Origin of the sequence: Pantoea sp. Morm, assembly GCF_016643525.1 — a bacterium.
Classification (GTDB): Bacteria; Pseudomonadota; Gammaproteobacteria; order Enterobacterales; family Enterobacteriaceae; genus Pantoea; species Pantoea dispersa.
The window spans coordinates 1-20,641 of sequence record NZ_VOQX01000017.1; the positions used below are offsets into that span (position 1 = coordinate 1).

20 protein-coding genes are annotated in these 20,641 nt (G+C 57.6%); 10 read left to right on the top strand and 10 right to left on the bottom strand.

The features are described 5' to 3' along the window. Window positions 1-104: 104 nt before the first annotated feature. The 3 genes from proQ (at window position 105) to htpX (ending at window position 3,937) form a co-directional block, all read left to right on the top strand. On the top strand, window positions 105-785 hold the full coding sequence (gene proQ / locus FT726_RS08305) for an RNA chaperone ProQ (RefSeq protein ID WP_346302663.1): 681 nt from the start codon (window positions 105-107) through the stop codon (window positions 783-785). 20 nt (window positions 786-805) lie between these two features. Next, a complete protein-coding gene (prc, locus tag FT726_RS08310) occupies window positions 806-2,845 on the top strand; it encodes a carboxy terminal-processing peptidase (protein WP_346302664.1) in 2,040 nt (679 codons plus the stop codon). 210 nt (window positions 2,846-3,055) lie between these two features. Then, window positions 3,056-3,937 carry a protease HtpX gene (gene htpX / locus FT726_RS08315; RefSeq protein ID WP_021510018.1) on the top strand — a complete coding sequence of 294 codons (882 nt, stop codon included), beginning with the start codon at window positions 3,056-3,058 and terminating at the stop codon, window positions 3,935-3,937. A gap of 43 nt (window positions 3,938-3,980) precedes the next feature. On the opposite strand, the gene FT726_RS08320 is transcribed toward htpX, so the two are convergent. Beyond that, window positions 3,981-5,363 carry an MFS transporter gene (locus FT726_RS08320; RefSeq protein ID WP_275028717.1) on the bottom strand — a complete coding sequence of 461 codons (1,383 nt, stop codon included), beginning with the start codon at window positions 5,361-5,363 and terminating at the stop codon, window positions 3,981-3,983. A gap of 162 nt (window positions 5,364-5,525) precedes the next feature. On the opposite strand from FT726_RS08320, the gene kdgR reads away from it, so the two are divergent. Then, window positions 5,526-6,317, top strand: coding sequence for a DNA-binding transcriptional regulator KdgR (gene kdgR / locus FT726_RS08325; protein WP_346302665.1), 792 nt, complete (start codon window positions 5,526-5,528; stop codon window positions 6,315-6,317). Window positions 6,318-6,357: 40 nt separating this feature from the next. On the opposite strand, the gene FT726_RS08330 is transcribed toward kdgR, so the two are convergent. Continuing rightward, the gene (locus tag FT726_RS08330; RefSeq protein WP_021510021.1) at window positions 6,358-6,594 is read right to left on the bottom strand and encodes a YobH family protein; all 237 of its coding nucleotides are present in this window, start codon (window positions 6,592-6,594) and stop codon (window positions 6,358-6,360) included. Between the two features lie 218 nt (window positions 6,595-6,812). On the opposite strand from FT726_RS08330, the gene FT726_RS08335 reads away from it, so the two are divergent. The 5 genes from FT726_RS08335 (at window position 6,813) to rlmA (ending at window position 9,960) form a co-directional block, all read left to right on the top strand. Then, the gene (locus tag FT726_RS08335; RefSeq protein WP_152390949.1) at window positions 6,813-7,088 is read left to right on the top strand and encodes a YebO family protein; all 276 of its coding nucleotides are present in this window, start codon (window positions 6,813-6,815) and stop codon (window positions 7,086-7,088) included. Between the two features lie 18 nt (window positions 7,089-7,106). Continuing rightward, window positions 7,107-8,105, top strand: coding sequence for an MBL fold metallo-hydrolase (locus tag FT726_RS08340; RefSeq protein WP_282996796.1), 999 nt, complete (start codon window positions 7,107-7,109; stop codon window positions 8,103-8,105). A gap of 540 nt (window positions 8,106-8,645) precedes the next feature. Further along, window positions 8,646-8,720: a DUF2627 domain-containing protein gene (locus FT726_RS08345; RefSeq protein WP_110866451.1), complete on the top strand. Its 75-nt coding sequence runs from the start codon at window positions 8,646-8,648 to the stop codon at window positions 8,718-8,720. 83 nt (window positions 8,721-8,803) lie between these two features. Beyond that, a complete protein-coding gene (cspE, locus tag FT726_RS08350) occupies window positions 8,804-9,013 on the top strand; it encodes a transcription antiterminator/RNA stability regulator CspE (protein ID WP_021510024.1) in 210 nt (69 codons plus the stop codon). 140 nt (window positions 9,014-9,153) lie between these two features. Then, entirely contained in the window at window positions 9,154-9,960 is an 807-nt protein-coding gene (gene rlmA, locus FT726_RS08355; RefSeq protein ID WP_282996300.1) for a 23S rRNA (guanine(745)-N(1))-methyltransferase, read from the top strand. On the opposite strand, the gene FT726_RS08360 is transcribed toward rlmA, so the two are convergent. The 4 genes from FT726_RS08360 to manX all read right to left on the bottom strand — a co-directional run bounded on the left by FT726_RS08360 (window position 9,957) and on the right by manX (window position 13,188). Next, a complete protein-coding gene (locus FT726_RS08360; protein ID WP_282996301.1) occupies window positions 9,957-10,415 on the bottom strand; it encodes a DUF986 family protein in 459 nt (152 codons plus the stop codon). The genes rlmA and FT726_RS08360 overlap by 4 nt on opposite strands. 92 nt (window positions 10,416-10,507) lie before the next feature. Continuing rightward, complete coding sequence (locus tag FT726_RS08365) at window positions 10,508-11,353, bottom strand: PTS mannose transporter subunit IID (RefSeq protein ID WP_021510027.1); 846 nt, start codon at window positions 11,351-11,353, stop codon at window positions 10,508-10,510. 14 nt (window positions 11,354-11,367) lie between these two features. After that, window positions 11,368-12,168 carry a PTS mannose/fructose/sorbose transporter subunit IIC gene (locus FT726_RS08370; protein WP_031280203.1) on the bottom strand — a complete coding sequence of 267 codons (801 nt, stop codon included), beginning with the start codon at window positions 12,166-12,168 and terminating at the stop codon, window positions 11,368-11,370. A 57-nt stretch (window positions 12,169-12,225) separates the two neighbouring features. Continuing rightward, entirely contained in the window at window positions 12,226-13,188 is a 963-nt protein-coding gene (gene manX, locus FT726_RS08375) for a PTS mannose transporter subunit IIAB (protein ID WP_058757739.1), read from the bottom strand. A gap of 510 nt (window positions 13,189-13,698) precedes the next feature. Between manX and FT726_RS08380 the strand changes: the two genes are divergently transcribed. Beyond that, window positions 13,699-15,267, top strand: a complete 1,569-nt coding sequence (locus tag FT726_RS08380; RefSeq protein ID WP_288423782.1) for a TerC family protein — start codon at window positions 13,699-13,701, stop codon at window positions 15,265-15,267. Between the two features lie 12 nt (window positions 15,268-15,279). Here FT726_RS08380 and FT726_RS08385 read toward each other — a convergent pair whose 3' ends face one another. From FT726_RS08385 to pabB, 4 genes are all read right to left on the bottom strand, one after another. Further along, the gene (locus FT726_RS08385) at window positions 15,280-16,842 is read right to left on the bottom strand and encodes an EAL domain-containing protein (RefSeq protein WP_058757738.1); all 1,563 of its coding nucleotides are present in this window, start codon (window positions 16,840-16,842) and stop codon (window positions 15,280-15,282) included. 234 nt (window positions 16,843-17,076) lie between these two features. Further along, window positions 17,077-18,441, bottom strand: coding sequence for an L-serine ammonia-lyase (locus FT726_RS08390; RefSeq protein ID WP_058774595.1), 1,365 nt, complete (start codon window positions 18,439-18,441; stop codon window positions 17,077-17,079). A gap of 190 nt (window positions 18,442-18,631) precedes the next feature. Then, a complete protein-coding gene (locus tag FT726_RS08395; RefSeq protein ID WP_282996303.1) occupies window positions 18,632-19,201 on the bottom strand; it encodes a CoA pyrophosphatase in 570 nt (189 codons plus the stop codon). 1 nt (window position 19,202) lies between these two features. Beyond that, window positions 19,203-20,555 (bottom strand): aminodeoxychorismate synthase component 1, encoded by a 1,353-nt coding sequence (pabB, locus tag FT726_RS08400; protein WP_346302666.1) that lies wholly within the window; start codon window positions 20,553-20,555, stop codon window positions 19,203-19,205. Window positions 20,556-20,641: the final 86 nt, after the last annotated feature.

Below are 20,641 nucleotides of genomic sequence, written 5' to 3' on the forward strand. Positions count from 1 at the left end.
GCAGCTAATCGACTGGATCACATAGCATTTGGCGATGTTGTCATTATAATGTCGCCTGTTCATGCCTGCTCTGGTCGGCAAACCCGTTGTAATCAGGAAATTTCATGGAAAATCAACCTAAGTTGAACAGCAGTAAAGAAGTCATCGCCTTTCTGGCGCAGCGTTTTCCGCACTGCTTTAGCGCCGAAGGTGAAGCGCGTCCGCTCAAAATCGGTATCTTTCAGGATCTGGTGGAGCGCGTTCAGGGCGAAAACAGCCTGAGCAAGACGCAACTGCGTTCGGCCTTACGCCTTTATACCTCAAGCTGGCGTTATCTTTACGGCATTAAAGCCGGTGCCACCCGTGTCGATCTCGACGGCAACGCCTGTGGCGTGCTGGATGAGCAGCACGTAGAACATGCGCGCAAGCAGCTGGAAGAAGCCAAAGCGCGCGTGCAGGCGCAGCGCGAGCAGCAAAAAGCGAAAAAACGTGAAGCCGGTAAAGAGACCGCTGAGCGTCGTCCGCGCAAGCCTGCTGCCCGTAAAGCGGCGGAGGGTGACGCACCGCGTAAGCCACGTCCACAGGCACCGCGTGCTGCGGCCGGTGAGCGTCAGGCTGCTCCGCGTCCACCGCGGGCAAAACCCGTCACTGACACTTCAACGTTGCAAGCGGGTCAAAACATCAAAGTCAAAGCAGGCAAAAGTGCAATGGACGCTACCATCCTGGAAATTACCAAAGATGGCGTCCGGGTCCAGCTCGCTTCCGGCCTGGCAATGATTGTGCGCGCAGAACACTTGCAGTTCTGAAACGGAGGCCCGACCCTGGCATGAACAGCATTTTTAAGATCGGTATGATCGCGGGCCTGCTGCTGGCAGGCCCCACCTTTGGCGCGGACAACATTACCCGCGCCGACCAGATTCCCCAGTTACACGAAGAAGCACAGCATCCTACCGTCAGTGAACGCGTCACTTCGCGTTTCACCCGCTCCCACTATCGTCAGTTCGATCTGAATCAGGATTTTTCGGCGAAAATTTTTGACCGCTACCTGAATCTGCTCGATTACAGCCATAACGTGCTGCTGGCGTCGGACGTGGCACAATTCGCCGACAAAAAAACCACGCTCGGTGATGAGCTGCGCAGCGGCAAGCTGGATGTGTTTTACGATCTCTATAATCTGGCGCAGAAGCGCCGCTTCGAGCGCTATCAGTATGCGCTCAGCGTGCTGAACCGCCCGATGAACTTCACCGGCAATGACACCATCGATATCGATCGTGCCAAAGCACCGTGGCCGAAAAGCACGGATGAGCTAAACGCGCTGTGGGATGCCAAGGTGAAGTATGACGAGCTGAGCCTGAAGCTGGCCGGGAAAGATGATAAAGAGATTCGCGAGACGCTGACCAAGCGCTACAACTTTGCCATCCGTCGTCTGGCACAAAGCAACAGCGAAGATGTGTTCCAGCTGGCGATGACCGCGTTCGCGCATGAAATCGACCCGCATACGAACTATCTGTCGCCGCGCAACACCGAGCAGTTCAATACCGAAATGAGCCTGTCGCTGGAAGGTATCGGTGCCGTGCTGCAGATGGATGATGACTACACGGTGATCAACTCGATGGTGGCCGGTGGTCCGGCGGCCAAGAGCAAATCCATCAGCGTGGGCGACCGCATTGTGGGCGTCGGCCAGCCGGGCAAGCCAATGGAAGATGTGATTGGCTGGCGTCTGGATGATGTGGTGTCCAAAATCAAAGGGCCGAAGGGCAGCAAAGTGCGCCTCGAGATCCTGCCAGCCGGCAAGGGCACCAAAACCCGTACCGTGACGCTGACGCGTGAGAAAATCCGTCTGGAAGATCGTGCGGTGAAGGGCACTGTGCACAACGTCGGCAAAGAGAAAGTCGGCGTGCTGGATATCCCGGGCTTCTACGTTGGCCTGACCGATGATGTGAAAGTGCAGCTGCAGAAACTGCAGAAGCAGAACGTCGACAGTATCGTCATCGATCTGCGTACCAACGGCGGCGGCGCGCTGACCGAAGCGGTATCGCTCTCCGGCCTGTTTATTCCGAGTGGCCCGGTGGTGCAGGTGCGTGACAATAATGGTCGCGTGCGTGAGGACAGCGACAACGACGGCATCGTTTACTACAAAGGTCCGCTGGTGGTGCTGGTCGATCGCTTCAGCGCCTCGGCGTCGGAAATCTTTGCCGCGGCGATGCAGGATTACGGCCGCGCGCTGATTGTCGGCGAACCGACTTTCGGTAAGGGCACGGTGCAGCAGTATCGCTCACTCAACCGCATCTACGATCAGATGCTGCGTCCGGAATGGCCGGCGCTGGGCTCAGTCCAGTACACCATTCAGAAGTTCTACCGCATCAACGGCGGCAGTACTCAGCGGAAAGGCGTCACGCCAGACCTGCTGATGCCGACCGGTGTGGAAGCGGCAGAGACCGGCGAGAAATTTGAGGATAACGCGCTGCCGTGGGACAGCATCAACGCGGCGACCTACACCAAAACCGGCGATATCACGCCGCTGGTGCCGCAGCTGACCAAAGAGCACGCCGATCGCATCGCCAAAGATCGCGAGTTCCAGTACATCATGAAAGACATCGCGCGTTTCAACGCGATGAAGGACAAGCGTAACATCGTGTCGCTCAATCTGGCTCAGCGCGAGAAAGAGAACCACGAAGAAGATGCGCTGCGTCTGGAACGTATCAATGCGCGCTACCTGGCGGAAGGCAAAGCGCCGCTGAAGAGCCTGGACGATCTGCCGAAAGACTACAAAGAGCCGGATCCGTATCTGGATGAAACGGTGAAAATCGCTAACGATTTGGCCCAGCTGGAAAAAGATCAGCCAGCGCCGGCGGCAGCGAAGTAACCCTTCGGCCTGAAATCACAGCACCGCTGCGGCGGTGCTTTTTTTTGCCTTGAAATCACTGCCCGGCAGGCGGCAGCTGCTCACATTACCAAATGTAAAGTTATGTCTTTTTAGGCACTTAAAGATTAAGGTCGCTTGAAAAGCGCCACAATGGACATAGGATGTATATCCGCGCATGAGCGCGAGCACAACTGAGGAAGATTAACGTTTATGATGCGTATTGCGCTTTTCCTGGTCACCAACCTGGCGGTGATGTTGGTATTCGGACTGATTCTGAGTCTGACAGGAATCCAGTCAAGCAGTGTTCAGGGTCTGATGATTATGGCAGGTCTGTTTGGCTTTGGCGGTGCGTTTGTTTCACTGCTGATGTCCAAATGGATGGCGTTACGCTCGGTCGGCGGTGAAGTGATTGAACAACCCCGTAACGAGACGGAACGCTGGCTGATGGAAACCGTCGGCCGCCAGGCTCAGCAGGTCGGCATTGCGATGCCGCAGGTGGCGATTTACCACGCGCCCGATATCAACGCCTTTGCCACCGGCGCACGCCGTGACGCCTCGCTGGTGGCGGTCTCCACCGGTTTGCTGCAGAACATGAGCCGCGACGAAGCGGAGGCGGTGCTGGCGCACGAGATCGCCCACATCGCGAACGGTGACATGGTCACCATGACGCTGATTCAGGGTATCGTGAACACCTTCGTGATCTTCATTTCGCGTATCATTGCGCAGGTGGCGTCTGGCTTCCTGTCCGGCAACCGCGACGGTGAAGAGAGCAGCAACGGCAATCCGCTGGTCTATTTTGCCGTGGCGACGGTGCTGGAACTGGTGTTTGGTATTCTCGCCAGCATCATTACCATGTGGTTCTCGCGCCATCGCGAATTCCACGCCGACGCCGGTTCTGCGAAGCTGGTGGGTCGTGAAAAGATGATTGCCGCGCTGCAGCGCCTGAAAACCAGCTACGAACCGCAGGAACCCAGCAGCATGATGGCGTTCTGTATTAACGGTAAAGGTAAGTCGCTGAGCGAGCTGTTTATGTCGCACCCGCCGCTCGACAAGCGTATCGAAGCGCTGCGCAGCGGTGCCTACCTTAAGTAAGCCATATAGAAAATGAACAGGGCGCCTGCGGGCGCCCTTTTTTTTATGACTCTGCCGGCTGACGGCTTTGCGTCATGCGCAGCATACTGACGATCGCCGCCACGCTGGCAAAGGTCCCGGCCAGCAGCAGCGAGGCATGCGTGCCGCTGTCGTTGAACAGGTTAAACATCAGCGCCACCAGCGCGGCGCCGGTGCTTTGCCCGACCAGTCGCGCGGTGCCGAGCATGCCGCTGGCACCGCCACTGCGCTGGCGCGGAGCCGACGAGATGATGGTGTGATTGTTGGGTGACTGGAACAGCCCGAAGCCGGCACCGCACAGCATCATGCGCCAGATAATATCGGCATCCGTGGGTTGTGCAGGCAGCAGCGCCAGCAGAAACAGCCCGGCGGCAAACAGCGCCAGCCCCAGCCCACCCAGCAGCCCGGCATGAAACTTCTCGATCAGGCGGCCGGCAATCGGTGCCATCACCATGGTAGCCAGCGGCCACGGCGTCAGCAGCAGGCCGGTTGCGACCTCATCCCGGCCCAGTACGTTTTGCAGGAAAAACGGCAGCGACACCATCGCCAGCATTTGTGCACAGAACGAACAGATCGAAGTGCCGATCGACAACGAAAACACCGGAATGCGCAGCAAATCTACTGGCAGCAGCGGCACCAGCATCGCCAGCTGACGCCGTACAAACACCACGCCGATCAGCAGCAGCGCCAGCAGCATACCCGCAATCAGCCAGCCGTTTTCTCCCTGCGCGAAGCCGGTCAGCGCTGAAATCAGCAGGCCGAAAAACAGCGCATTCATGATGGCGCTCGGCACATCAAATTTCTGCTGCTTCGCTTTCTGCGTGTTATCCGGCAGGAAGCGCAGCGCCAGCCACAGCGCCACCACACCGAGTGGCACGTTGATCAGGAACAGCCATTTCCAGCTGGCGATGGAGAGAATCGCGGCCGCCACCGTGGGACCGGCGGCGCTGGAAACGGCCACGATCAGCGAGTTGATGGCCATGCCGCGTCCCAGGAAGCGCTGCGGGTAAATAATACGGATTAGCGCAGTGTTGACGCTCATCAGCGCCGCACCGCCGAAGCCCTGCAGCACGCGCGCCACGGTGAGCATATTCAGCGAAGAGGAAAGGGCGCAGAACAGCGAGGTGAATACAAACAGCACCAGCCCGACCTGATAGACGCGCCGGTAGCCGAACATATCGCCAAGAAACGACAGCGACAGCAGCGAAATCACGATAGCGATTTGATAGGCGTTGACGATCCAGATCGATTCCGCCGGGCTGGCGTTCAGCTCACGCGCAATGGTCGGCAGCGCCACGTTGGCAATCGCGCCGTCCAGCACCGCCATCATGATGCCAAGCGCAATGGTAATTATTGCGCCGTAGCGCTGTGGAACGGGTAATCCATCCTGAGACACGGTAGGAGACATAAACAGGGAGAAGTGAAGTAAGTGAATATCATCATGCTAATCAATTTTCTGCCTGAAATCACCGCATTAATGGACAAAAATTACAAGTGGATGTGTCGTTGCCGCCGTCCGGCTGTAACCTCTATACTGGCGTTTTTTGCAAAAGCGTTAAGGAAGTCCCGCATGGCGAGCCGCGATAACGATAAACAGCCGGATGCCGTATCATCAGTGATGAAAGTGTTTGGCATTCTGCAGGCGCTGGGCGAAGAGCGCGATCACGGCATCACCGAGCTTTCGCAGCGGGTTATGATGTCGAAAAGCACGGTCTACCGCTTTCTGCAGACCATGAAATCACTCGGCTACGTGGCGCAGGAGGGCGAGAGCGAAAAATATTCGCTGACGCTCAAACTGTTTGAACTTGGCGCGCACGCGCTGCAGAACGTGGATTTGATTCGCAGCGCCGATGTGGAGATGCGCGAACTGTCGCGCCAGACCAAAGAGACCATTCATCTCGGCGCGCTGGAAGAAGACAGCATCGTCTATATCCATAAGATTGACTCGCTGTATAACCTGCGCATGTATTCGCGCATCGGCCGGCGTAATCCGCTGCACAGTACCGCCATCGGCAAAGTGCTGCTGGCGTGGCGTGAGCGCGCGGAGGTGAACGACATTCTGCGTGAAGTGGAATTCCGTCGCAGCACCGCTAACACTATCGTCAGCGCGCAGGCGCTACTGCCGGTGCTGGATCAGGTCAGGCAACAGGGCTTTGGTGAGGATAATGAAGAGCAGGAAGCGGGGATTCGCTGTCTGGCAGTACCTGTGTTTGATCGCTTCGGCGTGGTGATTGCCGGCATGAGTCTCTCTTTTCCGACGGTGCGCTTCTCCGAACCGGCGAAAAAAGAGTATGTGGCGATGCTGCATCGTGCCGCGCGTAAGGTGTCGGAGCAAATGGGCTATTACGACTATCCGTTCTGAATCCTGCCGGGCTGACGTGCAGCCCGGCAGGCGGCTTAACTTAGTTGTCGACCACTTCGCCGCTTTTCTTCAGCAGTGGACAATCGGTAACGCCAACAATGCCGCTGTCGGTGTGCAGATACTGTGCGGTAATCATGCCGCGCGCGGTCAGGTAGCTGCACTGTAAGCCCAGCCCGGCTGCGTTTTTATTGCTGCCGGTTAACACGCCGTAGCCGGTAAACAGCATCGCCAGCCACAAGACAGCCAGCACCATCACCGCACGAATCAGTAGTTTCATTTTTATCTCCTTGTGTTACATAACGCAGCTGTTCCCGCATTGCTGCGAACTCTATAGTAGCAGCATGCCTCGCTTTTCTCGCCGGATCGATCAGAGATAACTGAAAGCGGCACGCAGGCGGGATAATCTGCTTTATCTCCGCCACCATATCTTTTCCGCACGCAACGAGTAGAATCAGCGGCGATGTACCTGAATGATGTTTGAGGATTGATGCAGTTATGAACGAATTAGCCGCCAGTACCGGTCCGCTGTTTAACTATGGCGTGCTGGCCATCATTGTGGTTGTGGCCTTTATTGCCTGGTTTTTTGTTAACCGGGCCAGCGTGCGCGCCAGTGAACAGCTTCAGCTGCTGGAAGCGCTGCTGGAAGAGCAAAAGAAACAGAACGCGCTGCTGCGCCGTATCGCTGAGGCGCAGCCGGTGGCCGAAAAAGCGCAGGATGAGCAGGATGCCGGGGATAAGCGCGACTTTATTCGCCTGATTCCGGAACGTTAAGCACACAACGGAGAGGCCATGGCCTGGCAAAATCCCTGGTATGACGCTTCGCTGGCCCATCATACGCCGCACGGCTTTCGTAACCCGGAAGAGGAGTTGCGTCAGCCTGGCGATCTACAGCGCTGGCGGCGCGAGCGTAAGCAGCAGAATCTGCCGCTGCCACCGCAGTCCGGCTATGCGGCCTTTACCGCCAGCTGGTGCCAGCAGGCCGACCTGAGCGGTGAAGATGACCGTGTCTGGTGGCTGGGCCATGCCGCGCTCCTGCTGCGTCTCAATCAGCGTTATATTTTGATCGACCCGGCGCTGTCGGCACGCGCCTCGCCGTTGCCGTTTGCCGGGCCGCAGCGTAAAACCCCGGCGCCGCTCAGCGTGGCGCAGCTGCCGCATCTTGATTATGTGCTGATCTCGCATAACCATTACGACCACCTTGATCGGCCTACAGTGAAACGCATCGCCCGCCGCTTTCCTGCCGCGCACTTTCTGGTGCCGCTGGGAATGGCCGACTGGTGTCGCCGCCGTGGCGTGCGCACCGTCACCGAACTGGACTGGTGGCAGCAGGTGCAACTGGACGACATCAGCTTCACAGCCGTTCCCGCGCGCCACTGGAGCATGCGCACCTTCTGGGATCGCAACCGGTCGCTGTGGTGCGGCTGGGTAGTGCGTAATGCGCAGCTCAATTTCTGGTTCTCCGGCGATAGCGGCTACAGCGATTATCTCTCTGCCATCGCACAGCGGCTGGGGCCGTTTAATCTGGCTGCGTTACCGATAGGTGCCTATGCACCAAAATGGTTCATGCGCGGCCAGCACATGGACCCGGATCAGGCGGTACAGCTCTGGCAGCAGATAGGGCGACCGCTGGCGATTCCCATTCACTGGGGCGTGTTTGAACTGGCGGACGAGTCGCTTGACGATCCGCCGACGGTGCTGGCGCAAGCATTGCTGCAGGCGGGCGAGGTCGATGCGCCTTTTGCCCCATGGCGAATTGGCGAGAGCCGCAGCCTGATGAATTACGATTAAGATTTATCCTAAGCCATTTTTGTTAAATGCCAGCGGCTTCCGCGCTTTTTAACATTTAATTGTTGGTTGTTTAGAAAAAAATGAGATAAATGCCAGCGTGCAGTCTGCTTATATTTGGGGCAACGGCGATTATATTTTCCTGATTTTGGTGCAAAACTATTTTTAACTTGTACTGCCAGCAATTTATTGTACAAGATTTGAGCGCTGCGCAGTTTATGTTGCTCATTGCACAACGGCCAGTGAAATAGCTTATCTGTGCCATATTAATGCAATATTTTTTGCCTAAACTTATTTGGTTTAAATGTGAAAAGGCAGCGTTTACCGCTGCGCTTGACGAAACGCGAGTCTGGCGCTAACTATACTGACGCATAGACTTTTTTTGCACACGCTGAGGCGTTGCTGTCAATAACGTTATCCACCTTTCGCTGCCGGTTTCAGGCAATTATGTGCGGCATGTCGATCACTGTTTAAAAATGGCTTGCCATTAATTAGCGGATATGTGATAACGAATCGTGGGTCAAACGAGGTACAGTTCTGTTTATGTATGGCATCTTCAGTAAAGAAGTTACGAGTAAAGACGTTGACGTTGAATACCGCTTCCTTGCCGAACCTTAAATTAGTGCCTCATTCAGTAATGTCTCTGGTTTCTCTGTAAGACTGCCTGCGGGCAATATAAACACTCTAAGGAATTTGCAAAAATGGCAAAGATTAAAGGTCAGGTTAAGTGGTTCAACGAGTCTAAAGGTTTTGGTTTTATTACTCCTGCTGACGGCAGCAAAGACGTGTTCGTTCACTTCTCTGCTATCCAGGGCAACGGTTTTAAAACCCTGGCCGAAGGTCAACAAGTTGAGTTTGAAATTCAGGACGGCCAGAAAGGCCCGGCAGCAGTTAACGTTACTGCTATCTGATTTCGCACTCAGGCTCGGTGTCATGCACCGCTGAATCGAATCTTAAAAGCCCTGCTCAATGAGCGGGGCTTTTCTTTATCCTTTCTGTTACCGGATGATCAGGGTAAACTGCGCCGCGAATCGCTAACCCGGAGTTATCTATGTCGTTGATTTGCCCACTTTGCCACCTCGCTTTGCACCTGCACGCCAGCAGTTATCGCTGTGCGTCCGGTCATCAGTTCGATCGGGCGAAAGAGGGGTACGTCAACCTGCTGCCGGTGCAGCACAAAGGTTCACGGGAACCGGGCGACAGCGCAGAGATGCTTCAGGCGCGCCGGGCCTTTCTGGATGCCGGACACTATCAGCCGCTGCGCGATCGGGTGGCGCAACGTCTGGCTCAGCCGCTCACGAACCGGCCCGCGCAGCTGCTGGATATCGGCTGTGGCGAAGGCTATTACACCGCCGCCCTGGCTGCCGCGTTGCCCGACAGCCATCTGTACGGTCTGGATGTGGCCAAAGCCGCGGTGCGCATGGCGGCAAAGCGCTATCGCGCGGTTAACTTTTGTGTCGCCTCCAGCCAGCGCCTGCCGTTTGCCGATGGTTCACTGGACGCCATCGTGCGCATTTACGCGCCCTGTAACGAGCAGGAGCTGAGCCGCGTTATCAGGCCCGGCGGCTATTTGCTGACGGTGACGCCGGGGCCGCACCATCTGCAGCAGTTTAAGGCGTTGATCTATCGCGAAGTGCAGTTGCATACGGCGGAAGAGAAAAACTATGCGGGATTTGAACAGATCGATCAGCAAAACCTTCACTACACGATGACACTGAACGGGGCGGAAGCGGTGAGCCTGCTGCAGATGACCCCCTTTGCCTGGCGTGCGCGTGAAGCGGTGTGGCAGCAGCTGGCCTCCAGCGCCAGCTTTAGCTGTGACGCGGATTTCACCCTGACGCTGTGGCAGCGCGTTTAACGCGCCTCCACCAGCGTATGATAGATTTTCTCCAGATCGTCGAGCTTTTTCACCGCTATCAGCAAGCGACGCTGCTCCAGCTGCATCACCAGAATGCCATCCTCTGACAGGTTCATACTCTGAATACGCCGGTAATCGATCCACACGCTGGCAAAAAACAGGCCGTCATTTTTCATCAGCAGCCGCGGGCTGCGGATCCAGAACAGCCAGATAGCCATAAAGCACAGCACCATCAGCAGGGTAGTGGTGAGCTGCGGGCCATGATGGCTGACGTTGTTCCACAGCAGAATCAGTAGCAGCACGATAAAGATGCCGCTGTCGATTTTATGGCGGCGGCGCAGGGTGACGCGCAGTCGGGTCGGTCCATTGCGGCGGGGCAGGATGACATCGTCGTAAATCGCAAACAGGGCGAGAGCGGCGATCAGCAGGGCAATCAGGGCGTCAGTCAGTGACATACAGGCTTCTTCCTCAACCGAAGTGACCTCAGCGTTGGCGCTCAGGTCACGCCGTTCAAAAAACGCCGGGAGTCTGACTCCCGGCGGTGAGATTACAGACCGAGCAGGCCGATCCAGTAACCAAAGATACCGATGGCAAAGAAGCCAACGATGATCCACAGCGCGTTAACTTTACGGCGCAGCAGCCACATACAGCCAAAGGTCAGCAGCAGTGGAATCAGGCCGGGCATCAGCTGGTCGAGAATCGACTGCACGGTGGTGACCGTGGTTTTGCCGGTCTGGTCGGTGATGCGGGATACCACCAGCGGCACGTTGACGTGCGTCCATTTGTTGACCAGCGCCCCCATGACAAACAGGCCGAGTATCGATGCCCCCTCGGTAAGTTTTTGCAGGAAGCCGCCGCCCATATCGCTGACGATATCCACCCCTTTGCGATAGCCATAAGCCACGCCGTAATAGCGGGTCAGCATGCGCGCAATGTTAAACAGGAAGAAGAACAGCAGCGGACCAAGCAGGCTGCCGCTCATCGCGATACCGGCACCCAGTGCGGCGAACACCGGACGCACGGTCCCCCAGAAAATCGGGTCGCCCACGCCAGCCAGCGGACCCATCAGACCCACTTTGATGCCGTTAATGGCACCGTCATCGATCGCCGCACCGTTGGCGCGCTGCTCTTCCATTGCCATGGTCACGCCGAGCACCGGCGCCGCCACGTAAGGATGGGTGTTGAAGAACTCAAGGTGACGCTTAATCGCCTGCTTGCGCTCGTCGTTGTTTTCCGGATACAGGCGACGGATCACCGGCACCATTGAGAAGCAGAAGCCCAGCGCCTGCATGCGTTCAAAGTTCCACGAACCCTGAAACAGGTTGGAGCGCAGGAACACACCGCGCACGTCACCGGGGGTGAGTTTCTTTGGAGTATTGGTTGTATCTACCATGATGTCACCTGTTCCTAGTCGAGTTCGTTGTCGAGGTCGTTGTTAGCCGGGCCCGCCGAGGCAGCGCCTGCGACGCGGTTGTATTTTGGCGCCAGCTGGATGTACAGCACCGCCATTACCACGCCAATCACGCCCAGCGCCACCAGGTTAAAGTTGGTGAACGCGGCGGTGACAAAGCCAAGATAGAAGAACGGCATCAGATAACCGGCACGCATCATGTTGATGACCATCGCGTAACCGACCACCACGATCATGCCGCCGGCGATGTTCAGACCATTGGTGACCACTTCCGGAATCGAACTCAGCAGGCTGTGTACCGCGCTGGTACCGACCGAGACCGCCACAATCAGCGCCGGGATAGCGATACGCATCGCCTGCAGCAGCAGGGCAGAGACGTGGATCCATGAAATCGCCGTCAGATTGCCTTTCTCCGCAGCTTTATCCGCGGCGTGCTGGAAGGCGACAGTGATGGTACGCACGATGATGGTCAGCACCTGACCAGCTGCGGCCAGCGGGATGGCCAGCGCAATACCGGCACCGACGCTTTGACCGCCGGCAATGACCAGAATGGTAGAGATGATGGAAGCCAGCGCCGCATCCGGTGCCACTGCCGCACCGATGTTCATCCAGCCCAGCGCGATCATCTCCAGCGTACCGCCAATGATGATGCCGGTTTTCATATCACCCAGCACTGCACCAATCAGGGTACAGGCCACCAGCGGCCGGTGGAACTGGAACTCATCGAGAATCGATCCCATCCCGGCAATACAGGCCACAATAAATATCAACACTATTTGTAGCGAGGTTATTTCCATTGCATTTTTCCTCAGCAAGATCAGAACTTTTTGCCCACGCGCGCAGGCACAGGCGAATCAGGCATTGACCTTCGCAATCAGGTCCATCATTTTCAATTTCGGGTCGTTGGAGACTTTACGCACTTCCAGTTCGATACCTCGCTCATTCAGCTTGCGGAAGGCAGCGATGTCCTTCTCATCCACCGACACCGCGTTATTAACCTGCGTTTTCCCCTGACGGAAGGCCATGCCGCCGATATTCACCGACTTGATATCCACGCCTTGCTCCACCACGCGCTCAACATCGGTCGGATTGGTAAACAGCAGCATCACGCGATCGGAACCGTACTTCGGGTTGTTCCACACGCGGATCATCTTGGCGATATCCACCACGTGGGCGGTCACGCCCGGCGGCGCCACCTGAGTCAGCAGGGTTTTGCGTACGTGATCGTTAGCCACTTCATCACTGACGACGATGATGCGCGTCACGTTGGTCTCTTTGGTCCAGCGCGTGGCCACCTGGCCATGGATCAGACGGTCATCGATACGTGCCAGGCCAATTTTCATGTGCTCGCCCGGTGCCAGCGGTTTCTGCGGCTGGGCAGGAGCTTTCGGGGCCGGCGCTGCCGCTGCCGGCGCGGCGGATTCGGTTTTGAGTGCTTTCACCCCCTCGCGGCCGGCCTCGACGGCGATATGGATCAGCTCTTCCAGCGATGGATCGTCATCGCGCCCCATCAGGGTTTCCACCAGCATGGGAATGTTGACCCCGGCAATAACGTCATAGCCCGGTTTGTCCACTACGATGCGGCTGGCGGCGTTAAACGGGCTGCCGCCCCAGGTGTCCACCAGAAACAGCACGCCTTTCGACGTGTCGAGTCGGGCGAGCTGTGCCTGATATTTTTCGATTAGCGTTTCTGCATTTTCGCCGGGAACGAAATCAATCCATCCGACATTTTCCTGCTCGCCCAACAGCATTTCTGCTGTTTTCAGCAGCTGTTCTGCCGCCCAGCCATGTGTACCAATTACAAGCGCAATGGTCACTTGCTACCTCCGTTCGCATGAGAGTTCCCGACCATGGCCGGGAATCATTGAGAATTACCGTTGTTATTTTCTGTGGATCGCCCGGGACTAAATTGAAGAAAGTCATCAGGAAAAGGCCCAAAACATTCCGCGATATATCAGTAAGGTCGCGATTTATTTTAGTGAGCGTAAAAATAAAATTTGTGACGTTGCTCTGCTATTCAGAGCGTACCGGCGGCAACGGGCATTTTTATGGCAGTTTCTTGCGCTGGCGCAGTTATTTGTAAATGTAAGAAAATTTTTTGACGTTGTTGATGTAACTGATACATTAGCTTTCTGTTTATTACTCAGGAGTACCGGGCTTTAGCTCACCTATATGGACCGTCACCGACGTCGCTTCACTTGTTCCCCGCGCTGCTCAGCGCGCACCCTGACACCTGCCGGTGTTGCCTCATCCGTTAACGCTCTCCCGTCTCGCCTTCCGGCGCAGGCTCAGTCGCGTTCGCCCTTACGTTTAGCAAGGAGTCATTGATGGAATTTATCTTCGACCCCTCAATCTGGGCGGGTTTACTGACGCTGATCGTGCTGGAGATTGTGCTCGGCATCGACAACCTGGTGTTTATCGCCATTCTTGCCGACAAGCTGCCACCGAAACAGCGCGATAAAGCGCGCCTGATTGGTCTGTCGCTGGCGCTGGTGATGCGCCTCGGCCTGCTGTCGCTGATCTCCTGGATGGTGACGCTGACGCGACCCCTATTCAGCGTAGGCGATTTCAGCTTTTCCGGACGAGATTTAATTCTGTTGATTGGTGGTTTGTTCCTGTTGTTTAAGGCCACCATGGAACTGCACGAACGGCTGGAAAACCGCGGCATGGAGCATCAGGGCAATAAAGCCTATGCCAGCTTCTGGGCGGTCGTGACGCAGATTGTGGTGCTGGACGCGGTGTTCTCCCTGGATGCGGTGATTACCGCCGTCGGTATGGTGAACCATCTGCCAGTGATGATGACGGCGGTGGTGATTGCCATGGGCGTGATGCTGCTGGCCTCAAAACCGCTGACCCGCTTCGTTAACGCGCACCCAACGGTGGTGGTGCTGTGTCTGAGCTTCCTGCTGATGATCGGTCTGTCGCTGGTGGCGGAAGGCTTTGGTTTCCATATTCCGAAAGGTTATCTGTACGCGGCGATTGGCTTCTCGATTCTGATTGAGCTGTTCAACCAGATTGCGCGCCGGAACTTTATCCGTCATCAGGCGCACCGTCCGATGCGTGAACGTACCGCCGAAGCGATTCTGCGTCTGATGGGCGGGCGCCAGCGTAACCAGCCGGCGCATACCGAAGAAGCGTCACTGACGGAAGCGATGCCGCAGGAAGCGTTTAAAGACGAAGAGCGTTACATGATTAACGGCGTACTGACGCTGTCACAGCGTTCGATTCGCAGCATCATGACGCCGCGCGGCGATATCTCGTGGGTTGACGTCTCGCGTCCGCTGGATGAGATCCGCATTCAGCTGCTGGATACGCCTCACAGTCTGTTCCCGGTGTGTCGCGGCGAGCTGGATGAGATCATCGGTGTGGTGCGCGCGAAAGAGCTGCTGGTGGCGCTGGAGCACGGTATGGATGTCGCGACCTTCGCGGCCAACACGCCGCCGATTGTGGTGCCGGAAACACTGGATCCGATCAACCTGCTGGGCGTATTGCGTCGCGCTAAAGGGAGCTTCGTCATCGTTACCAACGAATTTGGCGTGGTGCAGGGCCTGATTACGCCGCTGGACGTGCTGGAAGCGATTGCCGGTGAGTTCCCGGACGAAGACGAAACGCCGGATGTGGTGGCGGATGGCGACGGCTGGCTGGTGAAGGGCGGTACCGATCTGCACTCGCTGCAGCAGCTGCTCGACCACCATGAGCTGGTCGATCCGGATGAAGATCACGCGTCGCTGGCCGGCCTGTTGATTGAGCAGAAGGGACAGCTGCCGCTGCCGGGCGAGATTATCGATTTGCCACCGCTGCACTTCCAGATTATCGAAGCCACGGATTACCGTATCGATCTGGTGCGCGTCACCAAAGACAAGCCGCACCATGACGAGGAAGAGGGCGACGCCTGATGTCGTCCGGCATCAGGCGCCCAGCTGCGCCTGATGCTGCGCCAGCCATTGCGGGAAGTCCTCAATCGGCATCGGGCGCGCATAGTAGTAACCCTGCAGATGATCCACGCCGCGCTCGCGCAGATAATGCGCCTGCTCGGCGGTTTCCACGCCCTCCGCGACCAGCGCAATATTTAGCCGCTGCGCCAGTGAAATCACCATATCCGTTACCGTGGCGTTGATCGCGTCAGTGCCAATCGCGGCGGTAAAGATTTTATCGATTTTCAGCACGTCCGGCTTCAGATCTTTCAGATAGGCCAGCGAACTGTGGCCGGTACCGAAATCGTCAATCGCCAGCCGCACGCCAATTTCATGCAGCTGCGCCACGACCGTCTGGTCGATGACCGGCAGCGCATCGCGCTCGGTCAGCTCCACCACCAGTTTCGGCAGGGGATTGGCGGGCCACCAGTAGCGCTGTAAATCCTCAACAATCAGGCGATCGCGGAAGTGGCTGGCCGCGACGTTAATCGCGATATGGAAAGCCGGGCACTGTGGCAGATTAGGCAACTCCGCGACGACTCTGGCAATCACAAAGCGCGTCAGCGGTGCAATCAGGTTCTGGCGTTCGGCCAGCGGAATAAATACGTCCGGGGCAATCCAGCCCTGACGCGGATTGTGCCAGCGCAGCAGCAGCTCGATACCATCGCAGTCGCCGCTGCGGGCATTGATCAGCGGCTGGCAGTAGACCATAAATTCGTTAGCGGTGATGCCATAGCTGATTTGCCAGCTCAGGCTCATGCGATTGGCGGTGGCCAGCCAGACGATGTAGCCCAGCAGCAGGCTCAGCAGTACCGCCAGCGGCAGCTGAGACGGCAGGGTATTGAGCGCCAGTCGCGCCGGGGACGGGCCGTACAGCGTAATGCTGTAGGGATAACGCAGCGAGGCCTGATCGTATGCCACTTCGTCATCGGACGGCACGGTATGCTCGATCAGCGGATTACCGTACTCGAGGCTCTGTCCGCCTACGTTAAAGATCGCGCGCTCCACCCACGGCAGCTGCGGCTCCAGCAGATAGTTGGTCATCAGTTCAATGTTGATGATCTGCAGCAGGCCGTCCTGGTTATCCAGCGACTTTGGCGTCCACAGCAGCAGCACCGGTGAACCTTTAAGCAGGTAGTCGTCGGTAGACAGCATCATGCGCTGGTTGTTGATCGCCAGCTCGGGATAGGTCTGGCTGAACGAGATGTGACGCGGGCCATAAATACTCGAACAGTAGATGGTATCGTCCTGCACCAGCAGCACGGTACGCACGGTTTGCAGCGCGGCGATCTTCTCAATCAGCGGATAGCGCACCTGCGTGCAGGGCACGCCCACCAGCCCCAGCGTGTTGTTGGCGGAGACGTCCAGCGGCGAAAACATGCGGTCAAAGCGCTCAATCGCGCGGGTGGCAAAGTTAAGGGACTGCTGCTCAATGCGTGACTTCTCTTCGATGTAGCGAAAAGTCAGCGTAAGAATGAGAACCAGCGACGCGATCACCAACGCAATAAGCAGGCGCTTACGGCGAAATTGACCCACAAATTGCTGGGGAAGGAGCATCAGTAACCACCTTGCTAAGACAAAGAATGAGGCCAAATTAACGTGAAGGTTATCGGCATGGCGGCGGCCAAATTTAGCGCGGCTGGAGAAAAAAAGCGGCACTAAAAAATCGCGCGACCGGTAGAGGTCGCGCGCAAAAATAATGTATCTGGTTTGATAACGCGGAGGTAGAGGCCATTGCAGAAATAATGGCCGATCGCTGCAATTGTCAGCAGCGAAACGCGACGTTGCCGGTCAGTCGCACTGCACCTTGATCGCCAGACCGCCACGCGAGGTCTCACGATATTTAGCGTTCATATCTTTGCCGGTCTCGTACATCGTCTCGATCACCTTATCCAGCGATACGCGCGGCTCGCTGGTGCGGCGCAGCGCCATCCGCGCGGCGTTGATCGCTTTCACCGAAGCAATGGCGTTGCGTTCAATGCACGGCACCTGTACCTGACCAGCGACCGGATCGCAGGTCAGTCCGAGGTTGTGTTCCATGCCGATTTCAGCGGCAACACACACCTGCTCCGGGCTGGCTCCCAGTAATTCAGCAAGGCCGGCGGCGGCCATTGAGCAGGCCACGCCCACTTCACCCTGGCAGCCGACTTCGGCACCGGAAATCGAAGCGTTCATTTTATACAACACGCCAATCGCGCCCGAGGCGAGGAAGTAGCGGATAAAAATATCCGGCGTGACCGTTTCGATGAAGTGATCGTAATACGCCAGCACCGCCGGCACGATGCCGCAGGCACCGTTGGTCGGTGCGGTGACCACACGACCACCGGCCGCATTCTCTTCATTCACCGCCAGCGCAAACATATTGACCCAGTCGATGACATTCATCGGATCGTTGGAGTGTTTGGTCGAGGAGACCAGCAGACGTCGCAGCGACGCCGCCCGGCGCGGCACGCGCAGCGGGCCCGGCAGCACACCTTCGGTATTCAGGCCACGATCGATACACGCCTGCATGGTTTGCCAGATGTTGCCAAAATAGGCGTAAATCTCGTCCCGGCTGTGCAGCGCCAGCTCGTTCTTCATCACCAGCCCGGAAAGCGACATGCCGGTATCGCGGCAGTGGCTGAGCAACTCTTTGGCTGAATGGAACGGGTAGGGTACAGCGACCTCATCCAGCACTGACTGACCAAAGTGCGCTTCGTCGACAATAAAGCCACCGCCAATCGAGTAATAGGTTTTGCGCTCAAGCAGCCGATCGCCGGCAAAAGCGTACAGGGTCATGCCGTTTTCATGCAGCGACAGGTTTTCGCTGCGAAAGACCATGCCGCCGTCACGCGGGAAGTCGACCTCGCGCGCGCCCTGTGCCAGCAGCAGCCGCTCACGCGTTTCGACATCTTTGATAAACGCCGGAATGCTGTCGATGTCGACGCTGGCAGGCTCAAAGCCGGCCAGACCCATAATGATGGCAATGTCGGTGTGGTGTCCTTTACCGGTGAGCGACAGTGAGCCGTAGACGTCCACCGCCACGCGCGTCACGTCCTGCAGCTTGCCCTGCTCGATCAGCAGATCAACAAACTGCTTGCCCGCTTTCATCGGGCCAACGGTATGCGAACTGGACGGGCCGATACCCACTTTGAACATGTCAAAAACACTTATCACCGGTGACGCTCCTCACAAATCTTCTTTTCTACGGCGCAGGCCGTTAATGCGGCTAATAGTAATCGCCAGCGGGCGGCAGCGAGCAGCTTTTCGCATGAAATAAACTAATTATAAACCACAGAAATAGTTATCCGTATCCCCGGATGTGAACGGGATCAATTTTTCGGCCAGGGTGAAACGGGACGGGGGATCAGGGCAGGGCGATCTGCTGGCCGAGCGCGCGCAGGATACCGGCGGTCATGCCCCAGATAAAATAATCTTCATACCACGACAGCCACACCTGATGCTGACGATGACCGTGGCGCAGCGTCAGTCCGCTGTAGCGCCCCAGCCGCAGCGCCTCAGCGAGCGGCATGGAAAACGCGCTTTCAACTTCATCCGGGTTGAGCCGCAGCGGCAGGTGCGGCGGAATGATGCCGACAACGGGCGTGACGGCGAAACCGGTACTGCTGGTGACCGGCGGTAACACGCCGACCACCCGCACCTGCTGCGGTGCGATGCCCACTTCTTCCTGTGCTTCACGCAGCGCGGTGGCGATCAGCGAATCGTCAGTGGCATCCATCATGCCGCCGGGGAACGCCACCTGCCCGGCGTGTTTGCGCAGCAGCGCGGAGCGGCGGGTCAGCAGCAGTTCGGGCTGGTCGCCATCAATCACCGGTACCAGCACCGCGGCACGGCGTCCGCTGATCACGCTGTGCGCGGTCGCCAGCGGTGGCTGCAACACAAAGCGACTGAGAAACTGCGCCAGCGTCAGCTCCATATCACGCCTCATCACGCAGACAGGGCAGAATACGGTTGAGCTTGTGCAGCGTCTCCTGATATTCCGCCTCAGCATCGCTGTCAGCCACCAGGCCGCCGCCCGCCGCGCAGTACAGTTGCTGGTTTTCGGCAATCAGCGTGCGGATGGTAATGCTGCTGTCCATACGCCCACACAGGCTGATGTAGCCGATACTGCCGCACCACGCATTGCGCCGCTGCGGTTCGAGTTCCTCGATGATCTCCATGGCGCGGATCTTGGGCGCGCCGGTAATGGAGCCGCCGGGGAAACAGGCGCGCAGCAAATCGGTAGCGGAGAGCGCGTCCGGCAGTCTGGCTCGCACCGTGCTCACCAGGTGATGCACCGCCGGGAACGGCTCCACTACGAACAGCTCCGGCACGCTGACGCTGCCCGGCTCGGCGACGCGGCCAATATCATTACGCAGCAGGTCCACAATCATCAGGTTTTCCGCCCGATCTTTTTCGGCGCTGGCCAGTTTCTCCGCCTGCAGCCGATCGGCCTGCGGATCGGCCAGGCGCGGCAGCGTGCCTTTAATCGGGCGGGTTTCAATCTGCTGTTGCTGCAGCGAGAGAAAACGCTCGGGCGACAAGCTCAGCACGGCACTGTGCGGCAGACGAATGAAGGCACTGAACGGCGCGCGGTTGGCGCGGTTGAGACGTAAAAACGCCTGCCACTCATCGCCGCGATAGCTGGCCTGGAAACGCTGCGCCAGATTAACCTGGTAGCAATCACCCGCCTGAATGTAGGCCTGCACCGCCTGGAAACGCGCGGCGTACTGCGCATAGCTCATATTGGCCTGCCAGTCGCTGGTCAGGGCAAAAGGTTTGGGCTGCGGCACCGCCAGCGCCTGTAGCCACTGCCAGCGCTGCTCCGCGTCGTGCAGGGCAATCAGCGTCAGCGTCTGGCGATGATGATCGGCAATCAGCGCCCAGTCATAAATGCCGACCGCCATATCCGGCGTGTGTAAATCCTGCTGCGCCCGCTGCGGCAGCGTTTCGAAACGGCGACCGAGGTCATAACCAAACAGACCCAGCGCGCCGCCCTGAAACGGCAGATTTGCATCAAACGCCGGCCGGATGCCCAGCGCGTCCAGCTGCTGCTGCACCAGCTGCAGCGGATCGGCGTTAGAGTGGCTGATGCCGGTGCCGTCGTCGATGGCGGTGCTGTCACCGCGCGTCGTCAGGGTCACCCGCGGGTCGGCGGTGAAAATATCGAAACGGTTATCCGCGTGCTCGGCGTGACCAGAGGTCAGCAGCATCGCCCACGGGCGGTGCGCCAGCGTGGAAAAACGGTGTAAAAGTATATCGGGCGTATACTGTAGCGAGAGGGTTTTCACGTTCGTTTGGCTAAATCAGTTCAGCAGGCAGGCGCGTAGCCTGGCATATTTTTTTGCTGCTGGCACCTGTTTGTTCGGCGTGGAAT

What these genes read in the sequence shown, in the direction of transcription:
- FT726_RS08330 (WP_021510021.1), bottom strand. Translation starts at nt 6,594, where the DNA reads ATGAAACTACTGATTCGTGCGGTGATGGTGCTGGCTGTCTTGTGGCTG.
- FT726_RS08395 (WP_282996303.1), bottom strand. Translation starts at nt 19,201, where the DNA reads ATGGAGCTGACGCTGGCGCAGTTTCTCAGTCGCTTTGTGTTGCAGCCA.
- prc (WP_346302664.1), top strand. Translation starts at nt 806, where the DNA reads ATGAACAGCATTTTTAAGATCGGTATGATCGCGGGCCTGCTGCTGGCA.
- rlmA (WP_282996300.1), top strand. Translation starts at nt 9,154, where the DNA reads ATGTCGTTGATTTGCCCACTTTGCCACCTCGCTTTGCACCTGCACGCC.
- FT726_RS08320 (WP_275028717.1), bottom strand. Translation starts at nt 5,363, where the DNA reads ATGTCTCCTACCGTGTCTCAGGATGGATTACCCGTTCCACAGCGCTAC.
- proQ (WP_346302663.1), top strand. Translation starts at nt 105, where the DNA reads ATGGAAAATCAACCTAAGTTGAACAGCAGTAAAGAAGTCATCGCCTTT.
- FT726_RS08340 (WP_282996796.1), top strand. Translation starts at nt 7,107, where the DNA reads ATGGCCTGGCAAAATCCCTGGTATGACGCTTCGCTGGCCCATCATACG.
- FT726_RS08360 (WP_282996301.1), bottom strand. Translation starts at nt 10,415, where the DNA reads ATGTCACTGACTGACGCCCTGATTGCCCTGCTGATCGCCGCTCTCGCC.
- kdgR (WP_346302665.1), top strand. Translation starts at nt 5,526, where the DNA reads ATGGCGAGCCGCGATAACGATAAACAGCCGGATGCCGTATCATCAGTG.
- FT726_RS08370 (WP_031280203.1), bottom strand. Translation starts at nt 12,168, where the DNA reads ATGGAAATAACCTCGCTACAAATAGTGTTGATATTTATTGTGGCCTGT.
- FT726_RS08385 (WP_058757738.1), bottom strand. Translation starts at nt 16,842, where the DNA reads ATGCTCCTTCCCCAGCAATTTGTGGGTCAATTTCGCCGTAAGCGCCTG.
- FT726_RS08380 (WP_288423782.1), top strand. Translation starts at nt 13,699, where the DNA reads ATGGAATTTATCTTCGACCCCTCAATCTGGGCGGGTTTACTGACGCTG.
- cspE (WP_021510024.1), top strand. Translation starts at nt 8,804, where the DNA reads ATGGCAAAGATTAAAGGTCAGGTTAAGTGGTTCAACGAGTCTAAAGGT.
- FT726_RS08365 (WP_021510027.1), bottom strand. Translation starts at nt 11,353, where the DNA reads ATGGTAGATACAACCAATACTCCAAAGAAACTCACCCCCGGTGACGTG.
- htpX (WP_021510018.1), top strand. Translation starts at nt 3,056, where the DNA reads ATGATGCGTATTGCGCTTTTCCTGGTCACCAACCTGGCGGTGATGTTG.
- FT726_RS08335 (WP_152390949.1), top strand. Translation starts at nt 6,813, where the DNA reads ATGAACGAATTAGCCGCCAGTACCGGTCCGCTGTTTAACTATGGCGTG.